General features: G+C 70.9%; 23 protein-coding genes. 5 read left to right on the top strand and 18 right to left on the bottom strand.

Going from position 1 to position 21,210, the window contains the following annotated elements; genetic code table 11:
- Nucleotides 1-54: 54 nt before the first annotated feature.
- The 7 genes from JJ691_RS25725 to JJ691_RS25695 all read right to left on the bottom strand — a co-directional run bounded on the left by JJ691_RS25725 (nt 55) and on the right by JJ691_RS25695 (nt 6,237).
- Nucleotides 55-849 (bottom strand): IclR family transcriptional regulator domain-containing protein, encoded by a 795-nt coding sequence (locus JJ691_RS25725; protein WP_211762216.1) that lies wholly within the window; start codon nt 847-849, stop codon nt 55-57.
- On the bottom strand, nt 846-1,931 hold the full coding sequence (gene pcaDC / locus JJ691_RS52475) for a bifunctional 3-oxoadipate enol-lactonase/4-carboxymuconolactone decarboxylase PcaDC (protein WP_211762215.1): 1,086 nt from the start codon (nt 1,929-1,931) through the stop codon (nt 846-848). The genes JJ691_RS25725 and pcaDC overlap by 4 nt, the downstream gene beginning before the upstream one ends.
- Before the next feature lie 7 nt (nt 1,932-1,938).
- On the bottom strand, nt 1,939-2,493 hold the full coding sequence (gene pcaG, locus JJ691_RS25715; RefSeq protein WP_211762214.1) for a protocatechuate 3,4-dioxygenase subunit alpha: 555 nt from the start codon (nt 2,491-2,493) through the stop codon (nt 1,939-1,941).
- A gap of 229 nt (nt 2,494-2,722) precedes the next feature.
- Entirely contained in the window at nt 2,723-3,436 is a 714-nt protein-coding gene (gene pcaH, locus JJ691_RS25710) for a protocatechuate 3,4-dioxygenase subunit beta (RefSeq protein ID WP_249227008.1), read from the bottom strand.
- 11 nt (nt 3,437-3,447) lie between these two features.
- Nucleotides 3,448-4,629: a thiolase family protein gene (locus JJ691_RS25705; protein ID WP_211762213.1), complete on the bottom strand. Its 1,182-nt coding sequence runs from the start codon at nt 4,627-4,629 to the stop codon at nt 3,448-3,450.
- On the bottom strand, nt 4,626-5,354 hold the full coding sequence (locus JJ691_RS25700; protein WP_211771706.1) for a CoA-transferase subunit beta: 729 nt from the start codon (nt 5,352-5,354) through the stop codon (nt 4,626-4,628). Before JJ691_RS25700 ends, JJ691_RS25705 begins: the two co-directional genes overlap by 4 nt.
- Nucleotides 5,355-5,439: 85 nt before the next feature.
- Nucleotides 5,440-6,237: a CoA transferase subunit A gene (locus JJ691_RS25695; RefSeq protein ID WP_211762212.1), complete on the bottom strand. Its 798-nt coding sequence runs from the start codon at nt 6,235-6,237 to the stop codon at nt 5,440-5,442.
- Between the two features lie 145 nt (nt 6,238-6,382).
- Here JJ691_RS25695 and JJ691_RS25690 point away from each other — a divergent pair, with 145 nt between their 5' ends.
- The 3 genes from JJ691_RS25690 (at nt 6,383) to JJ691_RS25680 (ending at nt 10,196) form a co-directional block, all read left to right on the top strand.
- Nucleotides 6,383-7,168, top strand: coding sequence for an ESX secretion-associated protein EspG (locus tag JJ691_RS25690; RefSeq protein WP_211762211.1), 786 nt, complete (start codon nt 6,383-6,385; stop codon nt 7,166-7,168).
- A gap of 22 nt (nt 7,169-7,190) precedes the next feature.
- Entirely contained in the window at nt 7,191-7,640 is a 450-nt protein-coding gene (locus JJ691_RS25685; protein WP_211762210.1) for a GNAT family N-acetyltransferase, read from the top strand.
- A gap of 306 nt (nt 7,641-7,946) precedes the next feature.
- Entirely contained in the window at nt 7,947-10,196 is a 2,250-nt protein-coding gene (locus tag JJ691_RS25680; protein WP_211762209.1) for an alpha-galactosidase, read from the top strand.
- Between the two features lie 84 nt (nt 10,197-10,280).
- Here the strand turns inward: JJ691_RS25680 and JJ691_RS25675 are convergent, their stop codons facing one another.
- Nucleotides 10,281-10,805, bottom strand: a complete 525-nt coding sequence (locus JJ691_RS25675) for a PadR family transcriptional regulator (RefSeq protein ID WP_211762208.1) — start codon at nt 10,803-10,805, stop codon at nt 10,281-10,283.
- A 156-nt stretch (nt 10,806-10,961) separates the two neighbouring features.
- On the opposite strand from JJ691_RS25675, the gene JJ691_RS25670 reads away from it, so the two are divergent.
- Nucleotides 10,962-11,516 carry a hypothetical protein gene (locus tag JJ691_RS25670; protein ID WP_211762207.1) on the top strand — a complete coding sequence of 185 codons (555 nt, stop codon included), beginning with the start codon at nt 10,962-10,964 and terminating at the stop codon, nt 11,514-11,516.
- A 213-nt stretch (nt 11,517-11,729) separates the two neighbouring features.
- Here the strand turns inward: JJ691_RS25670 and JJ691_RS25665 are convergent, their stop codons facing one another.
- The 8 genes from JJ691_RS25665 to JJ691_RS25630 all read right to left on the bottom strand — a co-directional run bounded on the left by JJ691_RS25665 (nt 11,730) and on the right by JJ691_RS25630 (nt 19,300).
- A complete protein-coding gene (locus JJ691_RS25665; RefSeq protein ID WP_211762206.1) occupies nt 11,730-12,551 on the bottom strand; it encodes a MerR family transcriptional regulator in 822 nt (273 codons plus the stop codon).
- 21 nt (nt 12,552-12,572) lie between these two features.
- Nucleotides 12,573-13,370, bottom strand: a complete 798-nt coding sequence (locus JJ691_RS25660; protein WP_211762205.1) for an enoyl-CoA hydratase — start codon at nt 13,368-13,370, stop codon at nt 12,573-12,575.
- 41 nt (nt 13,371-13,411) lie between these two features.
- Nucleotides 13,412-13,807, bottom strand: coding sequence for a DUF5684 domain-containing protein (locus JJ691_RS25655; RefSeq protein ID WP_211762204.1), 396 nt, complete (start codon nt 13,805-13,807; stop codon nt 13,412-13,414).
- Between the two features lie 104 nt (nt 13,808-13,911).
- Nucleotides 13,912-14,364 carry a MaoC family dehydratase gene (locus JJ691_RS25650; RefSeq protein WP_211762203.1) on the bottom strand — a complete coding sequence of 151 codons (453 nt, stop codon included), beginning with the start codon at nt 14,362-14,364 and terminating at the stop codon, nt 13,912-13,914.
- Between the two features lie 14 nt (nt 14,365-14,378).
- Complete coding sequence (locus tag JJ691_RS25645) at nt 14,379-15,470, bottom strand: acyl-CoA dehydrogenase family protein (protein WP_211762202.1); 1,092 nt, start codon at nt 15,468-15,470, stop codon at nt 14,379-14,381.
- Nucleotides 15,467-16,639 carry an acyl-CoA dehydrogenase family protein gene (locus JJ691_RS25640; RefSeq protein WP_211762201.1) on the bottom strand — a complete coding sequence of 391 codons (1,173 nt, stop codon included), beginning with the start codon at nt 16,637-16,639 and terminating at the stop codon, nt 15,467-15,469. Before JJ691_RS25640 ends, JJ691_RS25645 begins: the two co-directional genes overlap by 4 nt.
- Nucleotides 16,632-17,393, bottom strand: a complete 762-nt coding sequence (gene fabG / locus JJ691_RS25635; protein WP_211762200.1) for a 3-oxoacyl-ACP reductase FabG — start codon at nt 17,391-17,393, stop codon at nt 16,632-16,634. Before fabG ends, JJ691_RS25640 begins: the two co-directional genes overlap by 8 nt.
- 110 nt (nt 17,394-17,503) lie before the next feature.
- A complete protein-coding gene (locus JJ691_RS25630) occupies nt 17,504-19,300 on the bottom strand; it encodes an FAD/NAD(P)-binding protein (protein ID WP_211762199.1) in 1,797 nt (598 codons plus the stop codon).
- A gap of 142 nt (nt 19,301-19,442) precedes the next feature.
- On the opposite strand from JJ691_RS25630, the gene JJ691_RS25625 reads away from it, so the two are divergent.
- Nucleotides 19,443-20,045, top strand: coding sequence for a GNAT family N-acetyltransferase (locus JJ691_RS25625; RefSeq protein WP_211762198.1), 603 nt, complete (start codon nt 19,443-19,445; stop codon nt 20,043-20,045).
- On the opposite strand, the gene JJ691_RS25620 is transcribed toward JJ691_RS25625, so the two are convergent.
- Nucleotides 20,033-20,398 (bottom strand): hypothetical protein, encoded by a 366-nt coding sequence (locus JJ691_RS25620; RefSeq protein WP_211762197.1) that lies wholly within the window; start codon nt 20,396-20,398, stop codon nt 20,033-20,035. The two genes, JJ691_RS25625 and JJ691_RS25620, sit on opposite strands and share 13 nt — an antisense overlap.
- A gap of 11 nt (nt 20,399-20,409) precedes the next feature.
- Nucleotides 20,410-21,210 carry a slipin family protein gene (locus tag JJ691_RS25615; protein ID WP_442912427.1) on the bottom strand — a complete coding sequence of 267 codons (801 nt, stop codon included), beginning with the start codon at nt 21,208-21,210 and terminating at the stop codon, nt 20,410-20,412.

Here is a 21,210-nt window from a genome sequence, read left to right as displayed (position 1 = left end):
GTTCGTTGACGGTGACGAGCACCGGGGTTTGTGGGTCTTGGAGACACCCGAACGTCAGTGGTGGTTGCCGCGGAGGTCGTGTTCGATGGCCAGAGCGGCGGCCCGCAGTGGCGGCAGCAGTTCCACCCGGATGTCGTCAGAACTGCCCCGGCTGGCGTGCGCCGACACGTTCACGGCGGCGGCCACGGTGCCGTCCGGATTGTGCACCGGCACCGCGATGGAGCGCAGGCCCTCCTCCAGCTCCTGGTCCACCAGCGACCAGCCCTGTTCGCGGACGTGCTCGAGGATGGCCCGCAGCAGCCGCTCCTCCACGGTGGTGTACCGGGTCAACGGCCGCAGCTGGACCTCCTTGAGGTAGTGGTCCAGCCACTCGTCGGTCTGCGCGGCCAGCAGCACCCGGCCCATCGAGGTGGCGTAGGCCGGGAACCGGGTGCCGACCGCGATGCTCACGGTCATGATCCGCTTGGTCGGCACGCGGGCCACGTACACCACGTCCAGGCCGTCCAGCACCGACACCGAACTGGACTCGTGCACCTGCGACACCAGGGTCTCCAGGTGCGGCTGCGCCACCTCGGGCAGCCCCATGCTGGACAGGTAGGCGTAGCCCAGCTCCAGGATGCGCGGCCGCAGCGCGAACAGCCGGCCGTCGGTGCGCATGTAGCCCAGCTCCACCAGGGTGTGCAGGAACCGCCGGGCGGCGGCCCGGGTGAGGCCGGTGGCCCGGGCGACGTCGCTGAGCGTCAGCTCGTCGTGCTCGGCGTCGAAGGCGCGGATCACCGCCAGCCCCCGCTCCAGGGACTGGACGAAAGCGCTGCCTCGGGAGGACTCGGAGCCGGGTGTTTCGGTCATGGTGTGTCCAGGGTAGACAGCACCTGGTCAGCGATTCGGAACGCCCGGTTCGCCGTGGGCACGCCCGCGTACACCGCGACCTGGAGCAGCACCTCCTTGATCTCCTCGGTGGTCATCCCGTTGCGCAGCGCGGCCCGCACGTGCATGGCCAGCTCGTCCTCGTGCTGCAGGGTGGCCAGCATGGCCAGCGTGATCGCGCTGCGGGTGCGTCGGTCCAGGCCGGGGCGGGTCCAGATGTCGCCCCAGGCGTAGCGGGCGATGAAGTCCTGGAAGTCGGCGGTGAACGGCGTGGTCGCGGCCTGGGCCCGGTCCACGTGGGCGTCGCCGAGCACCTGCCGGCGCACCGAGGTGAAGTGCTCCACCAACAATGGAGTCACCACATCGGGTGACTCCACCGGGGCCAGATGCGCTCCCGGCACGACCTTCAGCCGTGCGCCCGGGATGGCGTCGGCGATGGCCTGCCCGTGCTCCACCGGCGTGGCCCGGTCGGCGTCGCCGGCCACCACCAGCGTCGGGGCCGTGATCGACGGCAGCGCGGCCCGCAGGTCCAGCGCGGCCAGCGCCTCGCAGCACGCCGCGTAGCCCTCGCGGTCGACGGCGGACATCATGTCCACCAGCCAGGTCCGGTCGCCGTAGTCGGCGGTCACCCAACGGTCCACCACCGCCTCGGCGATCGAGGCGGTGCCGTTGGCCCGCACCGTCGCGGCCCGGTCCAGCCACGACTCGGGGGTGCCGAAGTAGGCGGTCGTGCAGCACACCGCCAGCCGGTCGATCCGCCCCGGCGCGTTGGCGGCCAGCCACAGGCCGACCATGCCGCCTAGCGACAGCCCGAGGTAGTCGGCCCGTTCCACGCCGAGCTCGTCGAGCAGCCGCAGCGTGCGCCGGCCGAGCTTCTCGATGGTGTCGACGCCCTTCTCCGGCACGGTGCCGCCGTGGCCGGGGTGGTCGATCAGCACCAGCCGCATCGTCTCGCCGAGCGCCGGCAGCTGCTCCCGCCACATCCGCGCGTCGGCGCCGAGCGAGCTGCCCACGACCAGCACCGGCCGGTCCTTGGCCTCGGCGATCCACCGATAGTCCGTCACGCGTCCCTCACAGGTCGAAGAAGACGGTTTCCCCGTCGCCCTGGAGGCGGACGTCGAACCGGAGCTCGTCGCCGTCCTGGCGGGCGATGAGAGTGTGGCGCAGCTCGGCCGGCACGGCCGACAGCACCGGGTCGGCGGCGTTGGCGGTTGGCTCGTCGGGCCAGTAGATCCGGGTGACCAGCCGCTGCAGCAAGCCCCGGGCCAGCACGGTGACGTCGATGTGCGGGGCCTCGGCCCCACCGTCGGGGGTGGGCAGCGGGCCGGGCTTGACGGTGCGGATCCAGAACCGGCCCTCGGGGTCGGTGGCCGAACGTCCGAAACCGCGGAAGCCCTCGTCCACCGCGCCGCGCGGGTCGTCGGGGTGGTCGAAGCGGCCAGTGGTGCTGGCCTGCCAGGTCTCGATCACGGCGTCGGGCACCGGCTGGCCGGCTCCGTCGTAGACCACGCCGCGGATGACCACCGCGCCGGGCGTGCCATCGGCCACCACCTCGGGGCCGTCGGGCCAGGGCAGTCCGTCCGGCAGCGCGAAGAACGGGCCGACGGTCTGGGAAGGGGTGGTCACAGTCCCACCTCGCTGGCGCTCGGCGAGTCTGCGACCAGGGCCGCTGTGTTGAATGGTGTCCTCGCAAGCTCGGTCACGGCCCCCACCTCGCTGGCGCTCGGCGAGTCTGCGACCAGGGCCGCTGTGTTGAATGGTGCCCTCGCAAGCTCGGTCACGGCCCCCACCTCGCTGGCGCTCGGCGAGTCTGCGACCAGGGCCGCTGTGTTGATTGGTGCCCTCGCAAGCTCGGTCACTCGTCGTCCTCCTCGTCCTCGAACACGCTGGCGTCGCTGCCGCGCAGCACGATGTCGAACTTGTACGACAGCGCCCACTCCGGCTGGGTGCTGGCCAGCTCGAAGCGGGAGATCATCCGCTGCCGGGCCTGCTCGTCGCGCACCGAGTTGTAGATCGGGTCGAACGGGAACAGCGGGTCGCCCGGGAAGTACATCTGGGTGATCAGCCGCTGGGTGAAGGCCCGGCCGAACAGGGAGAAGTGGATGTGCGCGGGCCGCCAGGCGTTGTCGTGGTTGCGCCACGGGTAGGCGCCGGGCTTGATGGTGACGAACCGGTAGTGACCCTGCGCGTCGGTCACGGTCCGGCCGACGCCGCTGAAGTTGGGGTCGAGCGGGGCGTCGTGCCGGTCCTTGTCGTGGGCATAGCGACCGGCCGAGTTGGCCTGCCACACCTCGACCAGTGTGTTGGGCACCGGCCGGTTGTTGGCGTCGAGCACCCGGCCGCTGACGATGATGCGCTCGCCCAGCGGCTCCCCGAGGTGCTGCCGGGTCAGGTCGTGGTCGAGCTCGCCGATCCGGTCCGGGCCGAGCAGCGGGCCGGTGATCTCGGTGAGGTGCTGGGGGATGAGCTGGAGGGGCCGGTGCGGCGCGCGCAGCATGCTGGACCGGTAGGGCTCGCTGGAGTTCGGCGGGTGCGACTCGCCGTCGTGCGCGTAGTGCGGCAGTTTCACGGCTTCTCCGTTCAGGCTTCGAGGACCACGGCCAGGCCCTGGCCGACGCCGATGCAGATGGCGGCCAGCCCCCAGCCGCCGCCCCGGCGGTGCAGTTCCCAGGCCAGCGACCCCAGGATGCGGGCCCCGGAGCAGCCGAGCGGGTGCCCGATGGCGATCGCGCCGCCGTGGGGGTTGACGATGGTCGGGTCCAGTTCCGGCCATAGCGACAGGCAGGCCAGCGACTGGGCGGCGAAGGCCTCGTTGAGCTCGACCACGCTCAGGTCGGACCAGCCGATGCCGGCCCGGGCCAGGGCCTTGTTGGCCGCCTCGACCGGGCCGATGCCGAAGAACTGCGGCTCCACGGCGTGCGCGGCGCGAGCGGCGACGCGGGCCAGCGGCCGGCCGCCGAACGAGTCGAGACCGGCCTGGTCGCCGATCAGCAGGGCAGCGGCGCCGTCGTTGAGCGGGGACGCGTTGCCGCCGGTGATGGTGCCGTCCGGCCGGAACGCCGGCTTGAGCCGGGCCAGCTTCTCGACCGAGGTGTCGGGGCGGATGGTCTCGTCCCGCGCCAGCTCAGCCCCGGACACCTGGACGATCTCGTCCGCGAACACGCCCTGCTCCCAGGCGGCCGCGGCCTTGTGGTGGCTGCCCGCGGCGAACACGTCCTGGGCCTCGCGGCCGATGCCGTACTTCTCGGCCAGGATCTCGGTGGCCTCGCCCAGGCTGACCGTCCACTGCTCGGGCATCAGCGGATTGACCATGCGCCAGCCCAGGGTGGTGGAGTGCAGCGTCTCGTGCGCGCGGTCGAAGGCGTGGTCGGGTTTGGGCAGCACCCACGGGGCCCGGGTCATCGACTCCACGCCGCCGGCCACGCAGATCGACGCGTCGCCGACCGCGACCGCCCGGGACGCGCCGATCACCGCCTCCATGCCGGAGCCGCACAGCCGGTTGACCGTGCTGCCCGGCACCGACACCGGCAGCCCGGCCAGGAGCGTGGCCATCCGGGCCACGTCCCGGTTGTCCTCGCCGGCCCCGTTGGCGTCGCCCAGCACCACGTCGTCGATCCGGGCCGGGTCGAGCCCGGAGTTCCGTGCCAGCAACGACTTCAGCGTGCCGGCGGCCAGGTCGTCCGGGCGGACCTTGGCCAGGCCGCCGGCGTACTTGCCGATGGGGGTGCGGACCGCGTCCGCGATGAACACGTCGGTGGTCATGACGCCGCCTTCAGGGCCCGGAGCACGGACAGCTCCTCCTCGGTGGGCGCCGCCGACCGGCTGAGGTCGGGGGAGACGCCCAGGTCCCACCCGGTGGCCGCCTTCACGTCGGCCAGCTCCACCCCGGGGTGCAGGTGGGTGAGCACGAACTGGCAGGTCCGCGGATCCGGTTGCAGCACACCGAGATCGGTGATGATCCGGCGCGGGCCGCCGCCGCGCAGGCCGAGCTCCTCGCGCTCGCCGGGGCCGCGGCCGAAGCCGAAGGAGGTGACGAAGTCGACCCGGTCCACGAACGCGCGCTGGTTCTGCCGCACCACCACGATGACCTCCTTGCAGGAGGCCGCGATCTCGGGCGCGCCGCCGGCGCCGGGCAGCCGCACCTTGGGGTTGCGGTAGTCGCCGCCGATCACGGTGGTGTTGATGTTGCCGTACTTGTCGATCTGGGCCGCGCCCAGGAAACCGACGTCGATCCGGCCCGGCTGCAGCCAGTAGTTGAACACCTCGGGCACGCCGATCACCGCGTCCGCGGTCTCGGCCAGGATGCCGTCCCCGATGGACAGCGGCAGCCGGTCCGGCTTGGCGCCCAGCGTGCCCGACTCGTACACCAGCACCAGGCCGGGGGCGTGGGTGCGGCGGGCCAGGTTGGCCGCGGTGCTGGGCAGGCCGATGCCCACGAAGCAGACGACGCCGTCGGCCAGCGCCCGCGCCGCGGCGACGGTCATCATCTCGTCGGCGGTGTAGTTCACGCTGCCTCCTTCGTCGGCAGCCTGAACAGCGTCCCTGTGTTCAATGGTTCGCTCGCAAGCTCGCTCACTTCAGGTCCTCCAGCCAGCGCGTGAACTCGTCGCGGTCCCTGCTGATCGCGTCCCATTCCTGGTAGAAGTCGTTGTCCCGGACCGAATACCCGGCCGCGTAGGACGGATGCGCGCCGCCCGGCACCGCCGCCACGTGCCCGACCGCCCAGGACGGCAGCACGACCGCCCCCGGCACCGGCGTCAGCTCGTCCACGATCTCCTCGACCGTGACCAGCGAGCGGGTGGCGGCCAGCACCGCCTCCTTCTGCACGCCGGTGATGCCCCACAGCTGCACGTTGCCCTCGCGGTCGGACCGCTGCGCGTGGATGACCGCCGAGTCGAGCTTCAGCGCCGGCACCGCGGTGAGCACCTCGCCGGTGAACGGGCAGGTGATGGGCTTGATGTTGTCGGTCTGGGCCGGCAGGTCGGTGCCCCGGTAGCCGCGCAGCACCGCGAACGGCAGGCCCGACGCGCCGGCGACGTACCGGTTGGCCATGCCGGCGTGGCTGTGCTCCTCCAGCTCCAGCGGGGCCGGCCAGTCGTGCTGCACCGCGTCGCGGAACCGGTGCAGCGAGCCGACACCCGGGTTGCCGCCCCAGGAGAACACCAGCTTGCGGGCGCAGCCGGCGCCGATCAGCTGGTCGTAGATGACGTCCGGGGTCATCCTGACCAGTGTGAGGCCGCGGATCCGCTGCCGGATCACCTCGTGCCCGGCGGCGAACGGGATGAGGTGCGTGAAGCCCTCGAACGCCACCGTGTCGCCGTCGTGGACGACCGCCGACACCCCCTCCGCGAGGGTCCCGATCCGAGCCATCTGCGCTCCCCGGTGCTCGTGCTGTCGGTGTTCGTATTGCGCACATCGGTTCTCTGTCCGAACATACTGCGGTCGGGCGTGACCGTCAATGTGAGCCTGTCGTTCCAGCGGTGGGGGCCTCGGATCTGCGGTAGCTTGAGGCTCGATGTCACCGATCGTCACTGTCTCGCTGGCCGCGTTCGACATGCTCTGGGAGGAACTGCGGCTGGGCGCGCCGCCGTACCCCTTCCAGGTCCCCAGCTACGGGGAGACCTATGAGGAACGCTTGCGTATCCGCGCCGCCGTGCACGCCGACCTGGAGGAGCGGGGGGTGACCGAGCGGGGCCGGGTGGTCGGGCCGATCGCCGCCGCGATGGCCCTGGTGGCCCGGCCGCACATCCAGCTGGACACCATCTCCACCGTGGACGTGCGCGAGACGTCGGCGATGCTGCGGGCCACCGCCGCGGCCCGGGGTCGGGACGCCGTGCTGGCCGTCCAGGAGGGACAGACGGTCCGGCTGGAGTGGACCCGGGACACCGCCCTGGCGGCCAGCATCGTCAGCCTGTTGCCGCCGACCAAGGCCGGGCCCGGGCAGGAGGTCTCGCTGCCGGCCGGCCTGGTCGGCGGCGCCGCGGACGGCCGGCCGTCGATGCCGCAGCCGCTGGCGGTCACGCGGCGTACGGCCGAGTCCGCGTCCAAGGACCAGCAGAAGGCCCTGGCCGCCATGCTGGAGCCCGAGGTGCTGCGTCTCGGCCAGATCGGCGTCGGCCTGTTCGACCAGCGCGGCCGGGTGCGCCGGCTGCCGGGCATGAGCTGGTTCGACAACGCTGCCGGCCGCTACTTCAGCGTGGTCTCCCCGGGCCGCGACGGCCAGAACTGGGCCACCGTCACCCCTGGCGACGCCTCGCGCATGGTGTACCGCCTCGGCGAGATGATCCGCACCGCCCGCTGACCGCGCTGGGCATACTGGCCGGATGGGGATCATGATCAGACCGGCCGCTGTCACGGATGTCCCGCGCATCACGGAGTTGCTGGACCAGTTGGGATATCCCACCGACGAGGCGCGGGTGCGGGTCCGGGTGGACGCGTGGCTGGCCGATTCGCGCAGCGCGCTGCTCGTCGCCGAGGTGGACTGCGTGGTGTCGGGCGTGGCCGCCCTGCATGCGATGCAGCTGCTGGAGTACGACGCATCGCAGGGCCGGCTGGCGGCGCTGGTGGTCGACGACTCCTGCCGTGGCCAGGGGGTGGGAAGCCAGCTGGTGGCGGAGGTCGAGCGGGAGGCCCGCCGGCTTGGCTGCTGGCGTATTGAGGTCACCAGCTCCCGGGCGCGGGTCGCCGCGCACAGCTTCTACCGCGGCCTCGGCTACGAGGACATCTGCGACCAGGCCGCGCGCTTCGTCAAGCCGTTGACCGAGCCCTTCTGAGTGGGGGTCTGTGGGGGGCTGTCGACGCAGAAGAGTGCGAGGCCCCGCCGATGCTTCGCCTGGTTGGCGGATTTCGCCCGCCGCCACCCCACGCGCCCCGCCGCCCAAGCCGCATGCGGCGGGTGAAATCCGGCAAGGGCGAGGCATCGGCTACCCGGGGGCCGAGCCCCGCGCGGAACGCGCGGCGAAAACACAGTCTTGACACCCGTGACCCGTTTTGGTGAGCTCTGCCGAGTCGTGTTCGATTCCGTTCGTTTCTGGGCGGAGTCGTGCCGCTTTCACACCGGGGTGGAAGGAAACCGACACATGAGGAACCGCGTCCTGACCGCGGCGTTAGCCGGCCTGCTGACGATCACCGGTCTCGCCGTGACGGCTCCGACGGCCGCCGCCGACAGCTCACCGACGGTCCGGCCGCCGCTGGGGTGGAGCAGCTGGAGCTTCGTCCGCAAGAATCCCACCGCCGCGACCATCCAGGCGCAGGCCAAGGCCATGAAGGACAGCGGCCTGACCCGGCTGGGCTACCAGTACGTCAACATCGACGACTTCTGGTACCAGTGCCCGGGCGCGCAGGGCCCCAACGTGGACCAGTACGGCCGCTGGGTGATCGACTCGACCAAGTTCCCGGCCCAGGGCGCGAAGAACGGCATCCAGGCCACCGCCGACTACGTGCACTCGCTCGGCCTCAAGTTCGGCCTGTACGCGACGCCTGGCATCGCCAAGCAGGCGGTCGCGCAGAACACGGCGATCGAGGGCACGCCCTACCACGCCGCCGACATCGCGACCTCGTCCAGCGAGGCCAACTACAACTGCGGCGGCATGGTCGGCATCGACTACAGCAAGCCCGGCGCACAGGCGTTCCTCGACTCGTGGGCCAAGCAGTTCGCCTCGTGGGGCGTGGACTACCTCAAGCTCGACGGTGTCGGCACCCAGGACGCGCAGGACGTGCAGGGCTGGTCGACAGCCCTGAAGAACAGCGGCCGCCAGATCCACCTTGAGCTGTCCAACAGCCTGGACATCAACAACGCCAAACTGTGGCAGGACACCGCCGACGGCTGGCGGACCGGCGGCGACGTGGAGTGCTACTGCGGCCCCAACGACTCCAGCTACCCGCTGACCACGTGGGCGTCGGTGGCCAGCCGCTTCGACCAGGTCGCGGCCTGGGCCCCGTACGGCGGGCCCAAGGGCTTCAACGACTACGACTCGTTGGAGGTCGGCAACGGCGCTAACGACGGCCTGACCCCGGACGAGCGCAAAACGCAGATGAGCCTGTGGTCGCTGGCCGCCTCGCCGCTGTTCCTCGGCACCGACCTCACGCACCTGGACCCGACCGACCTGTCGTTGCTGCGCAACGCCGACGTGCTGGCCGTCGACCAGGACGCCATTGACGCCAAGCGAATCTCCAGCGACGCCAACACCCAGGTGTTCGCCAAGACTGAGACCAACGGCGACGTGATCGTCGGCCTGTTCAACACCGCCACCGCGCCGCGGGCCGTGTCGACCACCGCCGCCGCGTTGGGGCTGCCCAAGGCCGCCGACTACTCGTTGCAGGACCTGTGGAACCACTCGACGACCGAGTCGACCGGCGCGATCTCCACCGACGTGCCGGCGCACGGCGTCGCCCTGTACCGGGTCAAGGCCCTGCGTCACGCCGACCTCGGGGTCAAGCCCAACACCTCGGTGTCGCTGACCTGGGACCCGGCCCCGTCGGACAGCCTCAAGCGGACCGGCGTGCTGGAGTTCGTGGACAACGGCTCGACTCCGCTTCGGGACGTTTCCCTTGCGCTGCAGGCGTCTTCGGGAGCCACGGTGTCGCCGGCCAACGCGCCGTCGCAGCCGGTGGTGTGGCCCGGCGGCAAGATCCGGGTGCCGTTCACGGTGACGATCTCCCCGTCCGACAAGCTGTTCACCACCTCGTCGGTCAGCGCCAGCGCTGATTTCCGTTACCTGCTGGGCGGTTCCGCCAAGCAGGCCGCCGCCGACTCGACCACCGTCAATCACCCGGTGACCGGGCCGTACCAGACGTTCGCCTCGACCACCGCGCAGTTCAGCCAGGTCGGGGACCGGCTCGGCATCCAGGCCCAGGGTGCGGACCTGTGGAACACCACCAACGAGTACGGCTCGATGTACCTGCCGGGCAAGGAACATGACGGCTCGGAGACCGTGGTGCGGATCGACTCCCAGGACAACAGCAACGTCTGGGCCAAGGCCGGCATCATGGTGCGCAACGACATCGGCGACGCCAACGGCGGCAAGGGCTTTGTCATCCTGGCCGAGACGCCCGGCAACGGCTTCCTGCTCGACTGGGACAGCGACGGCGACGGGCTGCTGGACCAGCAGGCCTCGGTGGCGTCGGCGGTGTACCCGGCCTGGCTGAAGCTGGTGCGCAGCGGGACCACGTTCAGCGGCTACTACTCCGTGGACGGGACCAACTGGACCCTGGTGGGCACCGGAACCGTGCCGTCGGCGGCGGCCACCCAGGACGTCGGCGTCTACGCCATCTCGCACGCCCCCGGCACCACCGCCGAAGTCGACTTCGACGCCTTCACCACCAGCTAGCCCCTCGCGAGTCCCGCTCTCGGGCAACCGAGTGTCGAGTTCCGGAACTCGACACATGATTGCCTGAGAGCGGGACTCGCGGTTTCAGTCGGGGATGCGGGTGGCGGCCCACTCGGACCAGTCGCGGGTCATCTCCATCATGCGGCGGCCCCACTCCATCACGATGGCGCCGTAGCGGAGCAGGTCGTCGTCCGCCCGCCAGTCCCAGTCGATGCTCTCGGTGAGGGCGTCCAGCCGGGCCAGGTCGGCCAGCGTGCGCTCCCGGATCGCCAGCATGAAGTCCTTGGCCTGCGCGCGGTCCAGGGCGCCGAGCAGGAAGACCCGCAGCAGGGTCTCGCTGCGCTGGGTCTCGTCGGGCGTGGTCTCCAGCATCCAGTGGCGCAGCTCGGCCAGCCCCGCCTCGGTCGGCGCGTACTCCCGGCGGCCGCGCGGCCCCTCGGCGGTGACGGTGATCAGCCCGGCCTCGTCCAGCTTGGCCAGTTCGGCGTACACCTGGCTCTTGGTCGCCGGCCAGACCTGGTGCAGGGACTTGTCGAACACCTGCATCAGGTCGTAGCCGCTGGCCGGCCGCTCGCGCAGTAGTCCGATCAGTGCATGCCGCAGGCTCATGCGTCGCATCTTACCTTCCACTGCTGACCGGTTGTCGGAGCAATGTCCTGCCGCCGACCGTCCGAACTTAGACGGTCATATCTAGACGGTTCCAATCCAGACCGTCTAAGTTCGGACTGTCAGCTTTTCCGTGCAGTGTAAAGGAGTTCCGTCGACATGTTGGGAACCAACTGGGCGTCTCGTCGCCGTCTGCTGACCGTTCTCGCCGCTGCGGCCTGCCTTGCCGGCGTGTCCGCGGCCACCGCATCGGCCGCGCCGGCCGCGCCGCCCGGCGCGGTGATGCTCCAGAACGGCGGCTTCCCGGGTTCCGTGCTGTGTGCCAGCCCGTCCAACGACTCGGTCTGGGTGCAGTCCCAGGGCACCGCGATCGGCAACCCGTACTGCTCGTGGATGCAGCTCGGCCCGGACGGCCAGTTCACCCTGTTCAACCTGGGCAAGGCGGAGGTGATGGCCTGCACCGGGGGTGACGTGGGCCCGATCCTGATGGAGCAGCCCGGCACCTCCCCGCTGGGGTCCAACGCGCAGCAGTTCTCCTGGGGCGGTGTGGAGGACTGGGGCTACCGGGCGCTGCAGTGCTTCTACGACAGCGGGCAGAACGTCGACGCCAAGGCCACCGACGGCGACTACCCGCGCACGGACCCGGTGCACGCCCGCGGCTGGCGGCACGGCTACCAGCGGGAGCTGACCTGGAACGAGGTCGCCGCCCAGTAGCTGTCCCGGTCGGAAACCCGCATTTCGCTTGCCTGAGAGCGGGACTCGCGGGAGTGTTAGTACATGACGTGAATTATGTCGTCCGCCAGTTGGTCTAAACCGGTTGGTGAGAGCGCTTCCATCTGGAGCATTGCCGCTTTGTGCCGATCCGGACACACTCTGTTCAGTGGCTGGTCGTGGTCACGTGGCGGCGGGCCACGACCAGCCACCCCTTCAGTTCCGGGCCACCGGGATCTGGAACTCGGTGATCCACCCCTGCTGGTCGACACCCGGCGGGCAGTGCAGGTACACCTCGCGGGCGTACAGCGAGCTCTGGTAGCCGTTCTCGGCCAGCCAGTGCGCCATCTGGTCGTAGACGGGACCGCACTCCGACATCGGACCGTGGTACACGGTGGTGGCGGCCAGCTCCACGCCCGGCAGGTCCACCAGCTTCAGCTCCACATCATTGGTGATCTCGCCGGACACCGTGATCGCGGCATGCACCAGCACACCGTCCGCGACGTCCTCGTAGTACGCGATGCCCGGCCCCGAGACAGTCAGTCCGGACCGGGCCAGTTCGGCCTCCACACGGGCGTACAGCGGCTGGATCACCGGCCCGATGTCCTCCGGCCCGTAGCTGGCGGCCAGGCCGGTCAGCTCGGCCACCCGAACCGGCGGCACCTCCTTGAGCGCGATGTCGATCGACGGCATCTTGCCCTCCCTCTCGATGCTGCGGAGACGGAACTCGACCTGGGCCAGCCGGGCGCTGTCGGCGGCCACCTGGGCCGCCAGCTCGGCGCGGCGCAGCCGCAGCATGCCCTGCAACTGCTCGGCGTTGACGGCGTCGTCGAGCATCTCGGCCACCTGCTTGAGGGTGAAGCCGAGCTTGGACAGCGCGACGATCCGGTTGAGCCGGGGCAGCTGGTCGGCGGCGTAGCGGCGGTAGCCGGTGGCGTCGTCGACGTGGGCGGGCGGCAGCAGCCCGATGCCGTCGTAGTGCCGCAACATGCGGACCGACACGAGCCCCAGCCGGGCGAAGTCTCCGATGCTGAACATGATGCCGTCAGGTCTACGGGCTCACACCGTGTCAGGGTCAAGCGGCGCGAACTTCGGCGGCCGCTTCTCCAGGTGACTCAGCACGCCCTCGCGGAAGTCGTCCTGGGCGAACGAGGCGAGCATCAGCGCGACGGCCTCCCGCCGCGCCGGGTCCAGTTCGGACTCCAGCGCCTGGTACACCTGCCGCTTGATGATCGCCATGGACTGCGGGGAGCAGTTCTCGGCCAGCTCCCGGGCGTAGGCCAGTGCGGCCGGCAACACCTCGTCCACCGGCCGCACGTGGTCCACGAGGCCGATCCGGCCGGCCTCCTCGCCGAGCAGGATTCGGCTGGACAGCAACAGATCCATGGCCCGGCTGACGCCGACCACCCGGGGCAGCTGCCAGGCGATGCCGTGCTCGGCGATCAGGCCGCGGCGGGAGAACGCGGTGGTGAACTTGGCGTCGTCGGCGGCGAACCGCACGTCGCAGTACAGGGCGATCACCAGGCCGATGCCGGCGGTCGCGCCGTTGATCGCGGCGATCACCGGCTTGCGCAGCGACAGCGCGTAGCTGATGGGCTTGCCGCTGGGGTGGATGTCGGCCTCGGTGATCGCCGACGGGTCCACCGCGCCCAGCGCGGTCAGGTCGGCCCCGGCGCAGAAGCCGCGCCCGGCGCCGGTCACCACGATCACCCGCACCGAGGGATCCTCGTCGGCGGTGGCCAGCGCGCCGAAGAACTGCTCCTCCATCGCGGGGGTCCACGCGTTCAGCTTGTCCGGCCGGTTCAGGGTGAGCAGCAGCACCCCGTCGGTGTTCTCCGCCAGCACGACATCGGTCATCGCCCGATCCTACAAAGGAAACGGGCGATGACCGAGGGTCGTCAGTACTGCTGGGCCGGCCGCGGACCCTGGTACTGGGCCGAGCCGAAGCCCAGGATCGGGAAGCCGATGAAGCTGAACAGCCACAGGCCGAGCACGCCGAACCCGCTGCCCTTGCCGAAGTTGCGGGCGATGTCCAGCGAGACGATCAGGTGGATGACGAAGTTGACGATCGGGATGATGTACAGGATCAGCCACCAGCCGGGCCGGCCCGCGACCTTGATCATCAGATAGATGTTGTAGAACGGGATGATCGCGCCCCAGCCGGGACGGCCGGCCTTGGCGAAGACCTTCCAGTACGCCGCGATCTCGAACACGATGAAGGCGACGTAGATGACGCCGAAGATGATGGCGACGGCGGGGCTGAGGCCGCTGGACGCCGTCTGGTCGTAGTTCACTGCTGTCTCCGGTGCTCCGACGGCGGGCGGGTCCCGCCGTCGGAGCACTGTCCCAGCTGCCCACTCGGGCCGCTGGCGGAGTTGCCGATCCGTGACCTAGCTGGTCAGGGCACCAACAGGGCGAGGGACTCGGCCACGCAGCCGGGCTTGTCCTCGCCCTCGATCTCGACGGTGATCAGAACCGTCACCTGCAGGCCCATCTTGTTCTCGGCGAAGTCGGCCAGCTGGCCGTGGGCCCGGATCCGCTTGCCCACCCGAACTGGTTGCGGGAAGCGAACTTTGTTCAGCCCGTAGTTGACGGCCATCGACAGGCCGTTCACCTGCCACAGCTGCCCGGAGAACTTGGCCAGCATGCTCAGCGTCAGGTAGCCGTGGGCCACCGGACCGCCGAACGGACCCTTGGCCGCCTTCTCCAGATCCACGTGGATCCACTGGTGGTCCTCGGTGGCGTCGGCGAACAGGTTGACCTGTTCCTGCGTCACCAGGTGCCAGTCGCTGGAGCCGAGCTGCTCGCCCTTGGCGGCCTTCACCTCGTCCAGATCGGCGAACACGCGCATCAGTGAACTCCTTGTCAGGCCGGCAGGTTGACGAACGCGGCCAGCGCGTCGCGGTGCTTCTCCGGAGTGCCCAGAGCCAGCTCGGAGCTCTTGGCCCGGCCCAGGTACAGGTGCACCGGGTGCTCCCACGTCATGCCGATGCCGCCGTGCAGCTGAAGCGCCTCCTCGGCGGCGTGCACGGCCAGCTCCGAGCAGAACGAGGCCGCCACCGCGACGGCGATGTCCACATCGGACCCGGTGGCCAGCGCGTCGGCCGCGGCTCGGGAGACGGCGACCGCGGAGGACACCGACGCCCACAGGTCGGCCAGCCGGTGCCGCAGCGCCTGGAACGAGCCGATGGGCCGGCCGAACTGGTGCCGGGTGCTGACGTACTCGGCGGTCGTGTCCAGGCACCACTGAGCGACGCCAAGTTGCTCGGCGGCCAGCAGACCGGCGCCGGCGGTCAGCGCCGTCCGCAACGCGGCGACGGCGTCCCCGGTGAGCTTTCGGGACTCGGCGCCGTCGAGCTCCAGCGCCGCGATGCGACGGGTGAGGTCCAGCGGCGTGATCGGCGTGACGGTGACGCCCGCCGACGCCGTCTGCACCACGTGCAGCTCCGGCCCGTCGGCGCCGATCGCCGGCACCACAACGACATCCGCGACCTCGAGGTCCACGACGCTGCCGACGCGGCCGGTCAGCTTGCCGTCCACAACCCGTACCAGCTCAGGGAAAGCGGCCTGCGGCGCGGTGGTCAGCGGCACCGCCAGCGCGCCGATCCGTTGCCCGGCAGCCAGTTCCGCCACGGTCTCGGTGTCGCCGGCGGCCAGCAGCGCGCTGGTGGCCAGCACGGCGCTGCCCAGGAACGGGGTCGGCGTCACCGCGCGGCCCAGCTCCTCCAGCACCACCGCGACCTCACGGGCCGACGCGCCGGCGCCGCCAAGGTCCTCGGGCACGAGCAGGCCGGCCAGGCCCATCTCGGCCGCGAGGGTCCGCCACAGCTCCAGGTCGTAGGGCTTGTCGGTCTCCACCCGGGCCAGCACCGACGTCCAGGGCGAGCGGTCGGTGAGCAGGTCGCGGACCGAGGCCCGCAGATCGTTCTCGACCTCGCCGTACAGCAAGTCGCTCATCGGGGCAGGTCCTTCCACGGGATGTCGACGTCGCCACGCGGTTCCTTGGGCAGCTGGAGGATCCGGTCGGCGATGATGTTGCGCAGGATCTCCGAGGTGCCGCCCTCGATGGAGTTGCCCTTCATCCGCAGGTAGCGGAAGCCGGCGTCGCGGCTGGCCCAGTCGGCGTCGGTGGGCCGGCGCATCGTCCAGTCGTGGTAGGACAGGCCGTCCTCGCCGTGCAGCTCCACGTCGAGACCGGTGATGGCCTGGTTGAGCGTGGCGAAGGTGAGCTTGGCGGCCGAGCCCTCCGGGCCGGGCTGGCCGGCGGCCAGGCCCTGGCGCAGGCGCTCCGCGGTCAGCCGCAGCGCCTCGGCGTCCACCCACAGCCGCAGCAGCCGGTCGTGCAGGCCGGGCGTGCGCAGCTCGGGGTGCTCGCGCCAGGTCTTGGCGGTGATGCCGATCAGGCCGTCCTCGCGCTCGGCGGCGTGCGCGCCGATGGTGACGCGCTCGTTCATCAGCGTGGTGGTGGCGACCTTCCAGCCCTCGCCGACCGCGCCCAGCCGGTGCGCGTCCGGGACTCGCACCCCGGACAGGAACACCTCGTTGAACTCGGCCTCGCCGGTGATCTGGCGCAGCGGCCGGACGTCCACGCCCGGGTCGGTCATGTCGCACAGGAAGTAGCTCAGGCCCTGGTGCTTGGGCAGCGACGGGTCGGTGCGGGCGACCAGGATGCCCCAGCGGGCCACGTGGCCCATGGTCGTCCACACCTTCTGGCCGTCCACCACCCACTCGTCGCCGTCACGGACGGCGCGGGTGGCCAGGGTGGCGAGGTCGGAGCCGGCGCCGGGCTCGCTGAACAGCTGGCACCACACCTCCTCGCCGGTGTATAGCGGGCGCAGGAAGCGCTGCTTCTGCTCGTCGGTGCCGAACTTGAGGATGGTCGGCGCGGCCATGCCGTAGCCGATGACCGGCGCGGCCGGATTGGGCTGCGGCGCGTCCGCGGCCAGGAACGCCTCGTCCACCGCCTGCTGGGCGGAGCGGGACGCGCCCAGGCCGCCCAGGCCGACCGGGAAGTGCACCCAGGCCAGGCCGGCGTCGAAGCGGGCGCCCAGCCACTGCACCGGGTCCGCGCCCGCGGTGGGGTGCTCGGCCAGGAACTGCTCGACCTTGGTCGCGAGGTCAGTCACGGGGGCCTCCGGCGACGTAGATGACCTGGCCCGACACGAAGCCCGCGCCGTCGCTGACCAGGAAGGAGACGGTGTGCGCGATGTCGTCGGGCACACCCACCCGGTTCACCGGGATCTGCTGCGCCGCCATCGTCTTGAAGTCCTCGAAGCCCACGCCCAGGCGCTCCGCGGTGGCCGCCGTCATGTCCGTGGCGATGAAGCCCGGGGCGATGGCGTTGGCCGTGACGTTGAACTTGCCCAGCTCGATGGCCAGGGTCTTGGTGAAGCCCTGCAGGCCGGCCTTGGCCGCCGAGTAGTTGACCTGGCCGCGGTTGCCCAGCGCCGAGGTGCTGGACAGGTTCACGATCCGGCCCCACTTGGCCTCGGTCATGTGCTTCTGCACCGCCCGGGTCATCAGGAACGACCCGCGCAGGTGCACGTTGATCACGGTGTCCCAGTCGCCCTCGGACATCTTGAAGATCAGGTTGTCCTTGGTCACGCCCGCGTTGTTCACCAGGACGGTCGGCGCGCCCAGCTCGGCGGCCACCCGGTCCACCGCGGCCTGCACCTGCTCGGCGTCGCTGACGTCCGCGCCCACCCCGATCGCCCGGCCGCCGGCCTCGACGACCGTGTCCACGGTCTGCTTGGTCGCGCCCTCGTCCAGGTCGAGCACGGCGACCGCGAAGCCGTCGGCGGCCAGCCGCACCGCGGTGGCGGCGCCGATTCCCCGGGCTGCTCCGGTCACGATGGCGACCCGTTGGCTCGTCTCCGGCACGTGCTCCTCCTTGAGCTGGGCGGCGGTTTCCCGCGAGCATACCGACCAGGCGGTATGTCGACCAGTAGAGCCCCGTCACGCCGGTGCGCCGGCTCGGCCCAGGAAGAGGATCAGTCCAGGCGGAGGGTGGCCAGCAGGGCGCGGGCGGTGGCGTCGTTCTGGCGGAAGGCGGGGGCGTTGGTGCGGGGGCGGGCGAAGGCGGGGACGGCGCGTTCGGAGGAGTAGAAGCCGACGCCGAAGCGTCGGGGGTGCGGTTCGCCGGAAGGGGTGATGACGCGGCCGTCGGGGGCGATGCGGAGCAGGCCGGTGCGCACGGAGAAGTCGCCGTCGACCAGGACCTCCTCGACGCCGTCGAGGCGGCTGAGCAGGTCGGAGGTGCTGGCCGAGACGGAGGGCTTGGGCTGGTAGGCCTCGACCAGGGCGGTGGCGGTGACAGTGTCGGAGCCGGTGCCGCCGGCGAGGAAAACGCCGTCGGTGGGGCGGACCCACATGTCGGGGCCGAGGAACTGGACGATGCCGGCGTCGGAGAGGGCCAGCAACTGCCGGAGGCGGTCGTCGGGCGGACCGCTGGCCATGAAGCTGAAGAACCCGTGCCACCAGCCGTCGAGGTCCCGCACCTGGGACTCAGGCCGAAGCGACTTGAGCGACCCGAGCAGTCCGTAGCAGGACAGCAGCCCGAAGAACGCCCCGAGGTCGGCGCTGAACCGGTCGTCGGTGCGGCGGGCGATGTCGGCGGCGATGTAGTCGCGCAGCAGAGCGGGGGAGAAGTCCAGGCCCCGCAGCGGGTGGTCCAGCTTCTCGAAGTCGATCCGGTCGTCGACCGACGGCACGGCCCGACGGATCAGGGAATCGAGGGTGGGGCTGCCCCACGGCAGCGGCGCGAACCAGCGGTCGAAGTCGACCCAGTCCATCCGCACCCGGTCGGGGTGCCCGTTGAACAGCTCGTGGTAGTACGCCCAGGCGACTTCCTTGGCCACCAACGGCCACACGTCGGTGAAGAAGTCGGAACCCGGGGCCAGCCCGTCGACGACCTCGGGGGTGAAGAAGCGGGGCAGCGGCGGACGGTCGGCGAGCAGGCGGTAGGTGGTCTTGGAGTGGTACGGCACGCCGCGCCGCGAACCCACGTGCAGCACGGGTTCCTGGCCGGAGGGCACGTACCGGCCGTCCACGAGGCGGCCGCCGCGGCCCTCGGTGAGCAGCACCATCAGGTCGATGAACGACAGCCCGAACCCGCGCATCACGACGTGTTCGCCCGGCCGGATCACCGAGAGGTCGGTGTCGGCGGCGTATTCCGGCGCTATGTAACGGAGATCGTGGTCGGCGGCGTACCGGGCCAGCTCCTGCTGGGCGCTGGTCGGCACGGAGTCCAGGTGCCCCAGGGCCAGCACGGCGATGTCGGCGACCAGCGTCTCGCCGTCGGCCAGGGTGATCACCTGCCGGCCGTCGGGACCGTCGTCGACGCTCAGGGCGGTGGTCTGGTGCACGGTCACCGTGACGGTGTCCGGCAACTCCTTGACCACGGTGTCGAAAACCCACTCCAGGTAACGACTCTGGAGCTGTCGGGTGGGGAAGGTGGATCCGGTCAGGGCCCGCACCTGCTCGGTCAGCGCCGGATCGTCGAGGCCGGCGGCCCGCACCTGCTCGGCCCACTCGTACAGCGACGGCCCGGGCCGGATCGGGCCCGCACAGACCACGCTGGCGTCGGTGAACATGGTGACGTCCTCGGCCATCGAGTTCATCCGCAGCAGCGGCGACTGCTCGTGCCGCCACACCCGGCCGGCGCCCGGCGGATGCGGGTCGACCAGATGGATGTCCAGCGACTGCGGGAACTCCGGCAGGTTGGCCGAGATGCGCTCCAGCAGACCGGTGGCCCGCGGGCCGGCGCCCACAAAAACCAGCGTGCTCATCTCGTACCCCCATCGGCCTCCGGTCCAGCGTAGCCAGCGCCGACGACCCGTCCCAGCAACTGGGAAGTCCGACGACGGCCGGGGAAATCGGCTGGACTGACGAGGTCTTCGAGCTCCGGCGAATCAGGGGGAACCGACCGTCATGCCTGGTGAGTTCCTGGGAATCGGCGGCGCCTCGCCCGCCGTACCCGCGGCGACCAACATCTGCGCGGCACGACTGTGCACTGTGGACACCGGCGACCGAGCGCGATCGGGAACGGGTGTCGGCGTGAAGTTCGTCTACACCAAGCCGGCCGACCCGGCGGCGGAACCACTGTTCCGCGAGCTGGAATTCGAGTACAGCACCCGCTACGGCCGCAACACCGAGCTGTCCAGCTATCCCAACCAGGAGTTCGAGGAGGCCGACGGCGGCGCGTTCCTGCTGCTGTACGACGGAGACGAACCGGTGGCCGGCGGCGCTTTCCGGCGCTACGACGAGTGGACCGCCGAGCTGAAGCGGATCTGGACGCACTCCGGGCACCGCCGCCGCGGCCTGGGCCGCATCGTCGTCGAGGAGTTGGAGTGGGAGGCGGCCCGCCGCGGCTACACCCGGATCTACCTCACCACCGGCCCGCGCCAGCCCGAGGCCCGCGGGCTCTACCTGCGGGCCGGCTACCGGCCGCTGTTCGACGTCGACGCCGATCCGGCGACGCTGCGCGGACCGCTGCCGTTCGAGAAACCGTTGGGGGACAGTCAGGTGCTGTGAACCCGCGCCGGGGTCATCGGGGCAGCCTCGGCCGGTGCGGGGTCGCGCCGCGTGGGGATCAGCAGTGCACGGCGGGCCACCGTGGCCCGCAGCACGTGCTGGCCGGCGACGAGCAGCATGCGCGCCTCGGCGAATTCCTCGTAGCCGGCGTGGTCGACGGCGGCGCGCAGCAGGCGCGGTGCGTCGCCGATGTCGTCGATCTCGGCGAAGGCGCAGGCCGACAGGGCCGCGGACAGGCCGGGACAGACCCGCTCCGGCTCTGGCTGGGCGGAGAGCAGCTCGGTCAGGGCGGCGTCCACCGCGCTACGCAGGCCCGCGACCGTATCGGGGGATCGAGCTGGGAATGCCGTCACGGCAACCAATGTTAGTCCGCCTTTCCAAGGGCGCCGTCGCTGTCGACGGCGCGCTCGGCCGCCGCCCGGTCGAGGAAGCGCAGCAGCTCCACCGGGAACGGCAGCACGAGAGTCGAGTTCTTCTCGGCTGCCACCTCGACCACCGTCTCCAGCAGCCGTAGCTGCAGGGCGGCCGGCGTGTCCGCCATCGTCGCGGCCGCCTGCGCCAGTTTGTGTGACGCCTGCAACTCGCCGTCCGCGGAGATGACGCGGGCCCGCCGCTCCCGCTCCGCCTCGGCCTGCCGGGACATCGAGCGCTTCATCGTCTCCGGCAGCGCGACGTCCTTGATCTCCACCCGGTCGATGTGCACGCCCCAGCCCAGCGCCGGGCTGTCGATCATCAGCTCCAGGCCCTCGTTGAGCCGTTCCCGGTTGGACAACAGGTCGTCCAGTTCGCTCTTGCCGATGATGGAGCGCAACGAGGTCTGCGCCACCTGCGACACCGCGAACTGGTAGTCCTGCACCGACACGACGGCCTGGACCGGGTCCACGACGGAGAAGTAGACGACCGCGTCCACCCGCACGGTGACGTTGTCCCGGGTGATGCCGTCCTGCGCCGGCACCGGCATGCACACGATCTGCTGGCTGACCTTGGTCATCCGGTCCACGGCCGGCACCAGCATGGTCAGGCCCGGGCCGCGCGGGGCGTCGCGCACCCGGCCCAGCCGGAACACCACACCCCGTTCGTACTGCTTGACCACCCGCGCGCTGCTGGCCAGCCCGACAACGCCGATGCCGAGCAGGCTGACCAGCAGTTCGAGGAAGATGCCCAT

The organism is Kutzneria sp. CA-103260, from assembly GCF_018263855.1.
Lineage (GTDB): Bacteria > Actinomycetota > Actinomycetes > Mycobacteriales > Pseudonocardiaceae > Kutzneria.
This window is presented reverse-complemented; position numbering and strand designations above follow the sequence as displayed.